General features: G+C 51.9%; 11 protein-coding genes. All 11 read left to right on the forward strand.

Translation table 11 applies throughout. From position 1 onward, the window contains the following. Positions 1-284: 284 nt before the first annotated feature. The 11 genes from ABID13_RS25795 to ABID13_RS25845 all read left to right on the forward strand — a co-directional run bounded on the left by ABID13_RS25795 (position 285) and on the right by ABID13_RS25845 (position 15,326). The gene (locus ABID13_RS25795) at positions 285-1,946 is read left to right on the forward strand and encodes a SulP family inorganic anion transporter (RefSeq protein WP_048931235.1); all 1,662 of its coding nucleotides are present in this window, start codon (positions 285-287) and stop codon (positions 1,944-1,946) included. Between the two features lie 115 nt (positions 1,947-2,061). After that, on the forward strand, positions 2,062-3,057 hold the full coding sequence (locus ABID13_RS25800; RefSeq protein ID WP_048931234.1) for a dipeptidase: 996 nt from the start codon (positions 2,062-2,064) through the stop codon (positions 3,055-3,057). A gap of 191 nt (positions 3,058-3,248) precedes the next feature. Next, complete coding sequence (locus ABID13_RS25805; RefSeq protein WP_045092666.1) at positions 3,249-3,935, forward strand: response regulator transcription factor; 687 nt, start codon at positions 3,249-3,251, stop codon at positions 3,933-3,935. Between the two features lie 37 nt (positions 3,936-3,972). Further along, positions 3,973-5,373, forward strand: a complete 1,401-nt coding sequence (locus ABID13_RS25810) for a sensor histidine kinase (RefSeq protein WP_007858223.1) — start codon at positions 3,973-3,975, stop codon at positions 5,371-5,373. Positions 5,374-5,516: 143 nt separating this feature from the next. Then, on the forward strand, positions 5,517-6,584 hold the full coding sequence (locus tag ABID13_RS25815) for an ABC transporter substrate-binding protein (protein ID WP_048931233.1): 1,068 nt from the start codon (positions 5,517-5,519) through the stop codon (positions 6,582-6,584). A 238-nt stretch (positions 6,585-6,822) separates the two neighbouring features. Beyond that, positions 6,823-7,758, forward strand: a complete 936-nt coding sequence (locus ABID13_RS25820) for an ABC transporter permease (protein WP_007858212.1) — start codon at positions 6,823-6,825, stop codon at positions 7,756-7,758. Beyond that, positions 7,758-8,555 (forward strand): ABC transporter ATP-binding protein, encoded by a 798-nt coding sequence (locus ABID13_RS25825; protein ID WP_007858211.1) that lies wholly within the window; start codon positions 7,758-7,760, stop codon positions 8,553-8,555. Before ABID13_RS25820 ends, ABID13_RS25825 begins: the two co-directional genes overlap by 1 nt. Before the next feature lie 110 nt (positions 8,556-8,665). After that, positions 8,666-10,291, forward strand: a complete 1,626-nt coding sequence (locus ABID13_RS25830) for a C40 family peptidase (RefSeq protein WP_007858210.1) — start codon at positions 8,666-8,668, stop codon at positions 10,289-10,291. Positions 10,292-10,486: 195 nt separating this feature from the next. Further along, positions 10,487-11,248 carry a ClpP family protease gene (locus ABID13_RS25835; RefSeq protein ID WP_007858209.1) on the forward strand — a complete coding sequence of 254 codons (762 nt, stop codon included), beginning with the start codon at positions 10,487-10,489 and terminating at the stop codon, positions 11,246-11,248. A gap of 221 nt (positions 11,249-11,469) precedes the next feature. Continuing rightward, positions 11,470-12,228: a tyrosine-type recombinase/integrase gene (locus ABID13_RS25840; protein WP_007858208.1), complete on the forward strand. Its 759-nt coding sequence runs from the start codon at positions 11,470-11,472 to the stop codon at positions 12,226-12,228. 188 nt (positions 12,229-12,416) lie between these two features. Next, positions 12,417-15,326, forward strand: coding sequence for a DNA translocase FtsK (locus tag ABID13_RS25845; protein WP_007858198.1), 2,910 nt, complete (start codon positions 12,417-12,419; stop codon positions 15,324-15,326). The last annotated feature ends 19 nt before the right edge of the window (positions 15,327-15,345 follow it).

The following is a 15,345-nucleotide window of genomic DNA, read 5'->3' on the forward strand; positions in this document are numbered from 1 at the left end:
AATGCTTATCTTTTGGTCTTTGGTTCGGAATAGTGTAGTGCTGGCGGTCTATCTCTTGTTTTCGGTTGCTTGCTTCCTTACCGTACATGAGCATTAGTTGCTGGTATGATACACTATAACGATATTCGATATAATAATTATAATATCGATATTCGATATAGTCAAGTATGTTTTGTATTAGATGAGAAACATGAAAAAAAGCTCTTGATATGACCCTTGGTTACCATTTATAGTAAAGCTGTTTATAGAATTTTTATAATTATACAAAAGGGTAGGAGAAGAGTATGAAAGATTTAACACCGCAGCTGTTTCTGTCCATGAAACAGTATTCCAAAGAACAGTTTGTCAATGACGTGGTATCGGGCATTATTGTGGCGATCATAGCCCTCCCGCTGTCCATCGCCCTGGCCCTTGCTTCGGGTGTGACGCCGGAACAGGGCCTTTACACTGCCATTGTGGCCGGCTTTGTGATCTCCTTTTTAGGGGGAAGCAAGGTGCAGATCGCAGGGCCCACCGCTGCATTTGCCACCATTGTTGCCGGTATCGTGATCAAAAATGGGACGGAGGGACTGGCGGTGGCCACGATCCTGGCCGGCATTCTGCTGATCATTATGGGCGTGCTGCGCCTGGGAAGCCTGATCCGGTTCATTCCATATACTATCACCACTGGTTTTACCACCGGTATTGCTGTCACCATATTCATTGGGCAGATCAAGGACTTTATGGGACTGACATTTGAAACATCCCCTGTGGAGACCATGGAAAAGCTTCATGAAGTCATTGCCTGTGCAGGCACCTTTAACCCCATGGCGGTAGCGGTGGGGGCGCTGTCCCTGGGAATCCTTATTATATGGCCCAGATTTTTTAAGAAGATACCCCCCTCGCTTGTGGCGGTGATCGTTTCCGCCGTGCTGGTAAAAGGCCTGGATCTGAGAGTAAATACTATTGGGGATCTGTACACCATATCCTCCAGCCTGCCCGTTTTTCACCTGCCCCAGATCTCCTTTGAACTGGTCCGCAGGGTCATGCCTGATGCTCTGACCATTGCGGTCCTGGCAGCCATTGAATCCCTTTTATCCTGTGTGGTTGCAGATGGCATGGTGGGAGGAAAGCATAATTCCAACATGGAACTGATCGCCCAGGGAGCGGGCAATGCGGCTTCCGCCCTGTTTGGCGGGATCCCGGCCACGGGAGCCATTGCCAGAACTGCGGCCAACATTAAGAACGGGGGGCGCACACCGGTGGCCGGTATGGTCCACGCCGCCGTCCTTTTGTTAGTCCTTATTTTCCTTATGCCCTATGCGGCTCTGATCCCCATGCCGGCCATTGCCGCCATCCTTTTTATGGTGGCGTATAATATGAGCGAGTGGAGGGAATTTCTGGATGTGGTAAAGACCTCTCCCAAAAGCGATACCGCAGTACTGCTGATCACATTTTTCCTCACCGTGGTGTTTGATCTGGTGATGGCCATCGGAGTGGGGCTGGTCCTGGCCTCCCTGCTGTTTATGAAACGGATGTCTGATGTTTCCGATATATATGGATGGAAGTATGAGGAGGATTACAGGGAAGGGGATGACAGGGAACGAATTGACTTAAAGCCGGTGCCAAAGCATGTGATGGTGTTTGAGGTGGACGGCCCCATGTTTTTTGGCGCAGCGGACAAGATTGCCCAGATTCCCCTTGACACAAAGAAACAGGTCCTGATCCTGCGCATGAGAAGTGTACCAGCCATGGATGCAACTGCGTTAAACAGCCTGAAAAAGCTTCATGCCCGGTGCCGCAAAGCACACATCACAATGATCCTGTCCCATGTCAATGAGCAGCCCATGTCAGTGATGGAAAAGTCCGGTTTTGACCTGGAGATCGGCAGGGATAATATAGCTGTCTCTATTGACGCGGCCTTAAGCCGCGCTGCCATGATTGACAGAACAGCTGAATCAGTATAGACTGTGAGTGACTGAATAATTTGACGCGGTCCCGAATAGATTGAGAGTACAAAAACGGCTCCATGACAGGGAATGAGGAAGACATGCAGGGAGGGCCGGGAAAAGAGGAACAGGTATGAAGGTTGTTGATATGCATTGTGACACCATTTCTGAATTATATAAGGATCACAGGGCGGGCGGAAACGCATCGATCCTGGAGAATTCCATGATGATCGACCTTAAGAAAATGCAGGCAGGTGATTACGGGCTCCAAAACTTTGCCCTATATACCAATCTGGACCGGGCGGAGGGGAAGCCCTTTGAATACTGTATGCAGCTTCTGGATACATTCTATAATGAGATGGAAGCCCACAGGGATATGATCGGTATTGTAAAATCCTACAAAGATATTGAGGAGAACTGGAAGCAGGGAAAGATGTCGGCCCTTCTGACCATTGAGGAGGGAGGCGTTTGCCAGGGGGAACTGGGGTTTTTACGCAATTTCTACCGGCTGGGTGTCAGGATGATGACCCTGACCTGGAACTATCCGAATGAACTGGCATTTCCAAACAAAAGGGAAATGCAGGAAAATGGCCGTTCCCGTCTGGTGGCGGACACGGAAAACGGCCTGACAGAAACAGGGGTCCGGTTTGTCCGGGAAATGGAGCGCCTGGGAATGATCATTGACATTTCCCATTTAAACGATGCGGGGATCTGGGATGTGTTCCGCCATACAAAAAAACCGTTTGTGGCCAGCCATTCCAATGCAAGGGCAGTTGCCTCCCATGCCAGGAACCTTACTGATGAGATGATACGCGCCCTGGCGGAGAGGGGAGGAGTGGTGGGGATTAATTACTACTCCTGCTTTTTACACGATTTTGCAGAGGGAGAATCTGAGATCAGCCGCATTTCCCATATGGTGGATCACATGAAGCATATCCGCAACATAGGCGGAATCGGCTGTCTGGGCCTGGGGTCTGATTTTGACGGGATCGAATGTGAACTGGAGATGAAGGACGCATCCCAGCTGTCCCTTTTGGCAGATGCCATGAGCAGGGAAGGCTTTTCCCAGTCGGACATAGAGGCTGTTTTTTATAAAAATGTCCTGGGATTATACAGGGAAATCCTCTGATCGTAAAAAATTTACGCAGATTTTACAATTCCATGGGGCGGATTTTACTTGCATTTGGTATGCTGTTTACATATCTTCCATGCACGGCCGTGTGTATACGGATGGCAGCCTTGTACACGGATGGCAGCCTTGTACACGGATGGCAGTCTTATACGTGGAAGCTACATACTCAGAAAGGCGGAGAAGCGGAGATGGAACGGATTTATATCATAGAGGATGATGAGAATATCAGGAACCTGTTAAAGATTGCCCTGGAGGGCTTTGGCTATGATCCGGAAGGGTTTGAGACAGCCGAGGAGGGCCTGGCAAGGATGAAGGAAGAAAAGCCGGACCTTGCCATCTTTGACTGGATGCTTCCGGGGATGGACGGAATTGAGGCGATCAAGCAGGTCAGGCTTTCAGAAGGACTTAAGGATATTCCCATCATGCTTCTGACCGCCAAGGAAAAGGAACTGGACAAAGTGGTTGGACTGGACTGCGGGGCGGACGATTACATGGTTAAGCCTTTTGGGGTCCTGGAATTGTCAGCCCGTATCCGAAGCCTGCTGCGCAGGACCAGGAGGGAGGAGGAACGGGACGTACTGTCTTACCAGGGGATTTCCGTAAACCGAAAGACCAGGGAGGTTATGAGCAGCGGCCGGGTGTCGGAGCTGACCCTGAAGGAGTTTGAACTTCTGGTATATCTTTTGGAAAACCAGTCCCGGGTGGTAACAAGGGATGAACTGCTAAACCGGATATGGGGTTATGAGTATGACGGGGAGACAAGGACCTTGGATATGCATATACGTACCCTGCGCCAGAAACTGGGCGAAGAGGGGGGATCCTGTATCAAGACGGTCAGGGGAGTGGGCTACCGCATGATCAAGGCGGAAGCATAGCTCGCTGAATATGTTGGAGTTACCTTAGGAGGAGATCATGCGTAAAGCCATATTGGAACGCTTTATTCTTGTATTGTTAGCGGCGCTGTGTATTAACAGCGTCATCTTTTATATTGCCAGCAGCAATATGATCCTGACCACGTCCAGCCGGGACATGAAATACACCATCAGGGCCATTGACAGCATACTGGATTATGACGGGGACCTGATGAGCCAGATGCACAAGCTGGAGGCATTTACAGACCAGGATTCCAGCCGGGTCACCCTGATCAGGACAGACGGAACCGTTATCACGGATTCGGATGCGGATGCGGAGTATCTGGACAATCATCTGGGCAGGGAAGAGATACGGATGGCGGTGGAAAAGGGGGAAGGGCATGCCAGAAGGTATTCCAGCACCCTGGGGAAGACCATGCTTTACGTGGCCTGCCGGTCGGACCACGCCGACATGGTCCTGCGGCTGGCCGTACCCTATTCGGGCATCAGCGAATACCTTCCCATGCTGCTGCCTGCCGCCATTGTAAGCTTTGGGGCGGCTATGCTGTGCTCCCTGATCACCACCCAGCGGTTTGTGTCCTCGGTCACCAGGCCCATGAGGGATATTTCCAGGAAAATGCTGCAGGTAAAGGGGGATTACACGGAGCTGCATTTTGACAGGTACCAGTATCCGGAGATCAATGTCATTGCCGAGACCATCACTAATATGTCCCAGAATGTGAAGGAGTATCTGAGCCAGATCGACAGGGAAAAACAGATACGCCAGGAATTTTTCAGCAATGCATCCCATGAGCTGAAGACCCCCATTACCTCGATCCAGGGATATGCGGAACTGCTGGAGAGCGGGATGATCCAGGATGAGTCCATGAAAATGGATTTTGCCAGGAGGATTAAGAAGGAGGCGGCCAATATGACAGGCCTTATCAATGATATCCTGATGATTTCCCGGCTGGAGGCAAAGGATGCGGAGGTGGTGATGACCGATGTGCGCATCAGCGTGCTGCTGGAGGAGATCATGGACAGCTTAAAGCCCCAGGCGGCATCCAGCCAGGTGTTCATGCATGTGGACTGCCAGCCCCTGTGCATAAAGGCCAATGTCCAGCAGATCAAAGAGCTTCTCACCAACCTTTTAAGCAATGCGGTAAAATATAATCACCCAGGAGGACAGGTTTGGATCAATATCCGGGAGCAGGACGACAACATGGTCATCCGGGTGCGGGACAATGGAATGGGGATCCCTGAGGAGAGCTTAGACCGCATTTTTGAGCGGTTTTACCGCGTGGATAAGGGGCGCAGCCGCAAACAGGGAGGCACGGGCCTGGGACTTTCCATTGTGAAGCATATTGTGAATTTTTATCATGGAACCATCCATGTGACCTCCAGGCTGGAACAGGGCACGGAATTTGTAGTCTCTCTCCCCTTAAACCGCTGTGAAAAATAGATTGTACGCAAAAAAATACACTTTATCGCTTTAAATTCGCAGGAATTTAAAGTAATAAAATTGACGGCGGAATTTTTTTGTAGTATGATAGAAAACATCCCTGAACGGGAGCAATCTATGGGATGAAAAGAGGAGAGAGCATTATGAAAAAAACATCAAAGATCATGTCTCTGGTGCTTGCGGGTGCCATGGTTCTGTCCATGAGCGCATGCGGCGGCAGCACGGCAGGGACAGCAGCAGACACCACGGCGGCAGATACCGCAGCGGCAACCGCTGCAGAGGCGGCTGAGACATCCAAGGAAGATGCCGGGGAAGCCAAGGAGACATCTGCACAGGCAGCGGACGGCACGGTTTATAAGATCGGCGTCCTTCAGCTGGTCCAGCACACGGCTCTGGATGCGGCAAACCAAGGTTTTATCGCAGCCCTGGATGATGCGGGAATCGCATATGAGGTGGATCAGCAGAACGCATCCGGCGACCAGTCCGCCTGCCAGACCGTTGCATCCAAATTTGCTAATGACAAAAAGGATCTGATCCTGGCCATTGCGACCCCGGCAGCACAGGCCGTGGCAGGCGCTGTTTCAGATGCACCCGTGCTTGTGACAGCAGTGACCGACCCTGCTGAGTCAGGCCTTGTGGATACCAATGAAAAGCCAGGGGGCAATGTAACAGGAACCTCTGACCTGACCCCTGTAAAGGAGCAGGTGGAGCTGCTTCAGAAGATCCTTCCCGATGCAAAAAAAGTGGGGATCCTGTACTGCTCAGCAGAGTCCAATTCCGAGATCCAGGCACAGATGGCAAAAGAAGCCATTGAGGCGGCGGGAATGACCAGCCAGGATTTCACCGTATCCAGTTCCAATGAGATCCAGACCGTTGTGCAGTCCATGGTGGGCAAGGTGGATGCCATCTACGCGCCAACGGATAACACCATTGCGGCCGGTATGACCACGGTGGGCATGGTTGCAGGGGACAACAAACTTCCTGTTATCTGCGGAGAGTCCGGAATGGTGGAGAACGGCGGTCTTGCAACTTACGGGATCGACTACTACCAGCTGGGCTACATGACCGGCCAGCAGGCAGTGAGGATCCTTACTGAGGGAGCTTCACCGGCCGATATGCCAATCGAGTACCTTCCGGCTGAAAAGTGTGGGTTGACAGTCAATGAGGAGACAGCTTCCACACTTGGAATCGATGTATCTAATCTGAAGTAATATTTGTATCAGGATGTTTCCCAAAGGCGGTGCTGCGGGGCTCCGGCGGACATGAAGATCCGCCGGAACCTGCGGCACCCCATTTTAGCGTTCAGGAGCAATCTTTTTTTGGTTAAAACTGGTTATGTGATAGATGGTTTGCTCAAGCCGGAGCGCGCTGCCATGGGAGGTTTGGGCAAGCTATTTATAGAATGATCAAAATAGCAGTACGAAAATGCACTACAAATGGAGGTTTAAGATGAATATACTAAATGCGCTGCAGGGCATGGGCCCCGCGCTGTTGGATGCAGTGGGGCAGGGTGTGCTCTGGGGGATCATGGTATTGGGCGTGTACATAACATATAAGCTGCTTGATATCGCGGATTTGACCGTGGACGGCAGCTTTGCCCTGGGCGGCTGCGTGTGCGCCATGCTGATCGTAAACAGGGGCATGGACCCGGTGGCGGCCTTGGCTCTTGCCACCCTTGCGGGCATGGCGGCAGGCTTTGTCACAGGTATCCTGCACACCGTGTTTGAAATCCCATCCATTCTGGCAGGGATCCTGACCCAGATTTCTTTGTGGTCCATCAATCTGTGGATCATGGGCAATAAGAGCAACCTTCCTCTTCTGAAGGTGGATTCCATGGTGACCCAGCTTTCAGGGGCCACGGGGCTGAACCAGGCCCAGTCCTCCCAGGTGATCGGCATTATCGCGGCGGTGATCGTTGTGGCGGTCCTGTACTGGTTCTTTGGCACGGAAATAGGAAGCGCCCTCAGGGCAACGGGCAATAATGAGGATATGATACGGGCATTGGGGGTCAATACCAGTGTTACCAAACTCCTGGCCCTGATGATCAGCAATGGTCTGGTGGGCATGTCGGGAGCACTGGTGTGCCAGAGCCAGAAATACGCAGACATACAGATGGGCACCGGAGCCATTGTGATCGGACTGGCGGCCATCGTGATCGGAGAAGTGATCTTTGGATGGTTCCGCAACTTTGCCTGCAAACTGGCGGCAGCGGTCATTGGTTCCGTTATCTATTTTGTGATCCGTGCCGTTGTGCTGCAGCTGGGGCTGAATCCAAACTATATGAAGCTGCTTTCCGCCATCATTGTGGCCCTGGCCCTGTGTATCCCGGTGGCGGCCGCAAAATGGAAAGCCTATAGGGCATATTCAGAAGGAGGGGAAAGCTGATGCTGGTACTGACTAATGTGAGAAAGACATTCAACAAGGGAACCATCAACGAAAAGAGGGCTTTAAACGGTATCGACCTTTCCCTGAAGGACGGTGATTTCGTCACTGTCATAGGAGGCAACGGCGCCGGTAAATCCACCATGCTCAACATGATAGCAGGGGTGTATCCCATTGATTCGGGAAAGATAGAGATAGACGGGATCAATATTTCCAGACAGCCGGAGCACAAGCGGGCCAAATACATCGGACGCGTGTTCCAGGATCCCATGAAGGGCACGGCCGCGGGTATGGAGATCCAGGAAAACATGGCGCTGGCTTTTAGAAGAGGGCAGAGGCGCGGTCTGGGCTGGGGGATCCGCGCCAATGAAAAAGACTATTACAGGGATATGCTCACCCGCCTGGGCCTTGGGCTTCAGACCAGGATGACCAGCAAGGTGGGACTTTTGTCCGGCGGACAGCGTCAGGCCCTGACACTTCTGATGGCAACCCTTCAGAAGCCCAGGCTCCTGCTTCTGGATGAACACACGGCCGCCCTGGATCCCCAGACTGCAAAAAAGGTTCTGGACCTGACCAATGAAATGGTAACGGAACAAAAGCTTACAGCACTTATGGTAACCCATAACATGAAGGACGCCATCCAGATCGGCAACCGTCTCATTATGATGAATGACGGCCGTATCATTTACGATATTTCCGGCGAGGCCAAGAAAAATCTTACCGTGGATGATCTTCTTAAAAAGTTCTCCGAAGCCAGCGGAGGCGAGTTTGCCAATGACAGAATGATGCTCTCCAAATAATTCCTTACGAAATTTAAGAAATATTTCACTTTTTCCCATACAATTTTGTGATATACTTTACGCTGTATGAGTTTACATGCCGAAAAACTAATTTGGAGACGAACGGAATCATGCTTGAACATAAGGATTATTTATCAAGCCTTAACAAGGCCAGAAGAAAACGTAATCAGAACATAGACCCCAGATATCTCCTGCTTTTGCTGGCAGCAGTGATCCTGGTGGGCTTAATTGTTGTGGGAATCAAGACCGTAAAGAAGCCGGCCTCCGGGCGGGTGGCGGGAAGTACGCCTTCACAGGAAGGCCAGATCGCTACCCCGGCTCAGGCACAGGCGGAAGGTTCACTGTCACCGGAGGAGGAGGCCGCCAGGAAGGAAGAGGAGGAGATTGATAAAACCATCAGCTCCTACACCAACCTGGGTATTGTGCAGGTGTCCGGATATCTGAATATCAGGGAGACACCCAGCACGGACGGTAAGATCATCGGTAAGCTGTCCGGAGACGGCGCCTGCGAGATACTGGGCACAGAGGGAGACTGGTCCCACATCACCTCAGGCGGTGTGGACGGATATATCAGCAACCAGTACCTGCTCACCGGGGAGGAAGCAAGGGCCAAGGCAAAAGAACTGGTTAAGCTGAGGGCCACGGTTACAGCGGACAACCTTAACATCCGCCAGGCACCGGAACTGGATCCCAGCAATGTGGTGGGACAGGCCTTAAAGGGCGAACGGTATGTGGTCCTGGGGCAGCAGGACGGATGGATCCAGATCGAAGAAGGCTATATATCAGCGGATTATGCGGATGTTTCCTATTCCCTGAATGAAGGACGCAAACTGGATATGAAGGCCATGGCCATCAACCAGTACGACAATCTGGTGATATCCAAGGTGAATAATTACCTGAACGTGCGGGCCGAACCCAAGCAGGACGGAAAGATCATTGGCAAGATGACAAGTAAGGCGGCAGGTGAGATCCTGGAGACCCTGGATGGATGGTACAAGATCAAATCAGGCCCCATTATCGGTTATGTATCCGCGGACCCGCAGTTTACGGCCACCGGCCAGGAGGCCAAGGATATTGCCATGCAGACAGCTGCGTTGAAGGCTGTTATCAACACGGATGTGCTCAACGTGCGCACGGAGCCCAGCACGGATTCCAAGATCTGGACCCAGATCGTAAAGGATGAGAGATATCCGGTAGTGGCCCAGCTGGACGGATGGGTAGAGATCGAGCTGGATTCTGTGGATGAGGAAGATGGAAGCACCAAGGATAAGGCGTACATTTCCACAAGGGATAACAATGTGGAGGTGCGTTATGCCCTGAATGAAGCCATCAAATTCTCGCCTCAGGAGGTTGCGGCTAATAACGCGGCATCCCGCCGTTCCCAGATTGTCAACTACGCACTGCAGTTTGTGGGAAATCCCTATGTTTGGGGCGGTACCAGCCTTACAAAGGGAGCGGACTGCTCCGGATTTACCATGAAGGTAATGGAACACTTTGGTGTTTCCCTTCCCCATTATTCCGGCTCCCAGGCCAAGATGGGCAAGGCGGTTACCTCCGGCAACATGAGGCCGGGTGATCTGATCTTCTATGCAGGCAGCGGCGGAAAGATCAACCATGTATCCATGTATATCGGCAACGGACAGGTGGTCCATGCAGCCAGCCGAAAGAGCGGCATCAAGATCTCCACCTGGAACTACAGGTCTCCGGTGGCGATCAGGAACGTACTGGGCGATTGATGAGCCGCCCTGAACTGTTGCAAAATTTCATAGATAAGTAAATGCAGCAGCCGGTCAGCGTATATTTTTGCTGGCCGGCTGTTTTTGTAACCTGGAAGCATTGTGATCCTCATATGCATATTTTGTCCCTGTTGGTGCAGACTATCCATAGACTGCGGATAGTAACGTAATACTTCATGAAAGGGAGGTCCGGTCATGGGACAGGGAAAAAATAACAAGAAAAACAGGAATGAAAACCAGGAACCTGAAAAAAAGGATGACGAAGCCAAAAAGCTGGAAAAAGAAATAGAGGAAAAAGAGGATAACCGCCTGGAGGAGTATGGCCAGGTCATTCTGGAGGACAACCGTAAACAGAGGAAGATCCACCTGATCACCATTATCGGCGAGGTGGAGGGACATGAGAATTCTTCAGGGAGTAGCAAGACCACCAAGTATGACCATATTCTTCCAAAACTGGCTGAGATCGAGGATGACGACAGCGTGGACGGACTTCTGGTCCTTCTCAACACCTCAGGCGGGGATGTGGATGCGGGGCTGGCGATCGCTGAGATGATCGCTTCGCTCAGCCTGCCTACCGTATCCCTGGTACTGGGAGGCAGCCACTCCATCGGCGTGCCCCTGGCAGTGTCCACCAACTATTCCTTTATCGTGCCCTCAGGAACAATGATGATCCATCCGGTACGCATGACAGGCATGGTGATCGGAACAGCCCAGACCTACGAGTATTTTGAAATGATACAGGACAGGATCCTCACCTTTGTGGCAAACCATGCGGATATCGCCTACGACCAGCTCAGGGATCTGATGCACAACACAAAGATGCTGACCCGGGACCTGGGCACCGTGCTGGTGGGAGAACAGGCTGTGGACGCAGGACTGATCAACCGGGTGGGCGGAATCAAGGAAGCCCTCGGAAAGCTGTATGAAATGATAGATGAGAGGGAGCGCCGCAGATGATCGCCAGGTGATGGATCCAAAAATCCGGATCCGGTTGCGCCGGAGCAAAAGCACGGGGGAGAGACTGGCTCCATGATAAGATGTATGCAGGGAAGCATCATAAAAAGTCTCCCCCTCCCGGCTTCAATTCACTTGAATTTTCATGATAAATAAGGCATAATAGGTACTATACAAAAGAATTGCCATAAAATACCATGGAATAAAGTGGAGGAACTCCAAGTATGGAAAAGACAGGCAGGGAGATTACCCAGGAACTGTTAAGCGGGTTTTGTATCCATTTAGAGGAATCAGGATATGCGAAAGCGACTGTGAACAAATATAAAGCGGACCTGATGCAGTACATATTATTTTTGGAAGGCGCGCCGGTGTGTGAAGAGGGACTGAGCCGTTACAGGGAATACCTGGAGCAGCAGTACCGGACAAGCAGCGCCAATTCCAAGATTGCGGCGGTCAATGCCTTTTTTAAGTCCGTTGGCTGGGAGTACCTGATTCCGGCCCTGGAGCCGGGAGAGAGCCTTCCGGTGATGGGGGAGGAGCTGACCCTGTCCGAGTACAGGCAGCTGTTAAAGGAGGCAAAGCAGCAGGGGAACCTGCGCCTCTATTATCTGATCCAGATCCTGTCTTCCACAAAGATCAATATAAGCGAGCACCGGTATGTGACCGTGGAGGCTGTATCCCGAGGATATATGGTGATCCCCCGTGGAAAGAGATCACGGGTGATATTTATACCGGACCGTTTAAGGCGTCAGATCCTGACGTATTGCAAGAAGCAGGAGATCCAGAGCGGACCTGTGTTTGTGAACTGGAAAGGGACGCCCCTGGACCGGAGCAATGTCCATAAGTACCTAAAGCGCCTGAGCCAGAATGCAGGAGTGGATCCTGAAAAGGTCAATCCCAGAAGCCTGACCCGTGTGGTGGAATTCAGTTCGGCCGTATACATGCTGGATGAAAAGATGGCAGGTGAGGTACAGGACCCGTAAACAGACGGGAAATCATAGCGAAAAGCCAAAAAACTTCGGACCTCTGCCAGGGGTCCGTTTTTTAAACGTTGCATTTCTCCGGATTTTTTTGTATACTAGCTATAACTGGGCCTAAATGGAAGAACACAGTGTTTGGATACCCAGGAAATAACATCAGACTTGTAAGTGAATGACAGGGGGCTATATTTGTGGCTGATTCAAGCAAACGACAGCAGAGTGGAAACAGAAAACCGGGCAGGCCAAAGGGCAGCACATCAGGAAAGGGCAGCTCGTCCTCAAAAGGCCGCAAAACCTCAGGAAAAAAGGGCTATACGGAAGAAAATACAGAGTTTATGAGAGCAGAAGTGGTCATCATCTGCTCTTTTGCTGTTGCCATCCTTTTGTTTTTAAGTAATTTCAGGCTGTGCGGCGTGGTGGGTGATGTACTCAGAGGCGTACAGCTGGGGATCTTTGGTATGGTGGGATATCTGGTGCCTGTACTTATTTTTGTGGGCACCTGTTTTCATCTGTCCAATCAGGGAAACCTTCATGCGGCCATGAAACTGGCGGCAGTGGTGGCGGCAGTGGTCACGATCTGCGGGCTGCTCCAGCTCTTTTTCGGGACCGCTCCCGCAGGGGCGCCATGGGGGGACTATTATAAGCAGTCCTACCTGACCGGCGTTGGAGGCGGATGGATCGGCGGTGTTTTGACCTCTTTTCTTATTATCGGACTGGGAAAACCGGGAACCTTTCTGATCCTGGCCGTGCTGTTTATCATCTGCATGGTGTGCATCACGGAACGCTCCTTTGTAAACGTTGTAAAAAAGGGCGGGGACAAGGCTTACCAGTACGCCAGGGAAGATATGGACAGGCGCAGGGAAGTGCATGCCCAGAGGGCGGAGGAGAGAAAGCGCCTCAGGGAGGAACAGAAGGTCCGGGGCGTCAACCTGGATGCCACGCGGCTTACTGCTTATGACGATTATGATGAGGAAGAGTATGATGAGGAAGAGTTTGACAGGGAGTTCGGCGCTGATCTGGATGAGATCCCGGATGAGTACCAGGACAGCCCTGCCATGGACAGCGTGGCGGCATCCGGCGCTCCGGTCATGGTGAATGAGTTCAGGGGCAAATTTGATCCGCCCTTAAATCACGGGCAGGAGGATACGGATGGGCTTGACCTGGATGATGTGGGAGCATTGGCCAGGTCTATTGAAGGGCACAGCAGACGGGAGTCCGATGCCCCTGTGGTGACGGGGATTTCGGTGGAGGAAGACGGATTTGGGTATGATGACCAGGATACCATCCGTGTACATAAGGATAACCGGACCCTGGAGGAGATGGATATGGCGGACTCCCTGAAGGGGGAGCCGTCAGGGTACAGTGAAGTGCCCTGGGACAGCCGGGAGGAAGGGATACCAGGGGAGAGCGGGGACTTTTCCGGTATGGATACATACAGCCGGGACACCTCGGAGCAGGGCCTTAATTATGACAGTGTATTTGTTCCCGAGGAGCCCAAGCGTGTGGTGACCGCATCGGGAAAAGTTATTGAGACCGAGACCGAACTGCTTCAGAAAAAAATAGAAAAGAAACATGAGGAGACAGCGGCCAAGGATGAAACTGATCTGACCGTTGCCGAGGAGATCAAAAAAAAGGAAGAGGTGGTAAAAAAGGAATATATATTCCCTCCCACCAGGCTTCTGAAAAAGGGCAATAAAAATCCAGGAGCTTTTTCCGGCGATGAGTATAAGGCCACGGCCATCAAGCTGCAGCAGACCCTGCACAATTTTGGCGTGGGCGTGACCGTGACCAATATAAGCTGCGGGCCGGCCGTTACACGGTATGAACTTTTGCCTGAACAGGGGGTGAAGGTGAGCAAGATCGTGGGCCTTACCGATGACATCAAACTGAGTCTGGCAGCTGCGGACATCAGGATCGAGGCGCCCATTCCGGGTAAGTCTGCGGTGGGGATCGAGGTGCCCAATAAAGAGAACAACATGGTATATCTCAGGGACCTGCTGGAGGCGGACGGGTTCACAGGCCATAAATCCCGGCTGGCCTTTGCAGTGGGAAAGGATATCGGCGGCCAGGTGGTGGTGACCGACATTGCCAAGATGCCCCATCTGCTCATTGCAGGCGCCACTGGTTCGGGCAAATCCGTGTGTATCAACACCCTGATCATGAGTATTATATTTAAGTCCAGTCCGGATGATGTAAAGCTGATCATGGTGGATCCCAAGGTGGTGGAGCTTAGTGTGTATAACGGGATCCCCCATCTTCTGATCCCCGTGGTGACAGACCCTAAAAAGGCATCCGGCGCTCTGAACTGGGCGGTGGCTGAGATGACGGACCGGTACAAGAAGTTTGCAGACTGCAATGTCAGGGATCTGAAGGGATATAATGAGAGGGTCGAGAAGATAAAGGATATAGAGGATGAGAATAAGCCTGAGAAACTGCCTCAGATTGTGATCATCATCGATGAGCTGGCAGATCTTATGATGGTGGCCCCGGGAGAGGTGGAGGATTCCATCTGCCGCCTGGCCCAGCTGGCCAGGGCAGCTGGCATCCATCTGGTGATCGCAACCCAGAGGCCCTCTGTGAATGTCATCACAGGCCTGATCAAGGCCAATGTGCCGTCCAGGATCGCATTTGCCGTATCCTCGGGTGTGGACTCCAGGACCATCATTGACATGAACGGGGCTGAGAAGCTGCTGGGCAAGGGCGATATGCTCTTTTATCCGGCCGGTTTCCCCAAACCCCAGCGCGTCCAGGGAGCCTTTGTATCGGATGAGGAAGTGGGCCGTGTGGTGGACTTCCTTACGGAGCAGGGCATGGTGGCGGAGTACAATCCGGAAGTTGAGAGCCGGGTGTCCTCGCCCAGCGCCGATACAGGGGGAGCACAGAGCGACAGGGATGAATATTTTGTCCAGGCAGGCAAATTCATTATAGAAAAAGAAAAGGCATCCATCGGTATGCTTCAGAGGATGTTTAAAATAGGTTTTAACCGTGCGGCCCGCATTATGGACCAGCTGGCAGATGCCGGTGTGGTGGGCGAGGAAGAGGGGACAAAACCCAGGAAAGTGCTCATGACCATAGAGGAATTTGAGGAAATACTGAAATAAGGAAAATAAATTATTTTAA

Source organism: Enterocloster citroniae, assembly GCF_040545455.1.
GTDB classification, from domain to species: Bacteria; Bacillota; Clostridia; order Lachnospirales; family Lachnospiraceae; genus Enterocloster; species Enterocloster citroniae.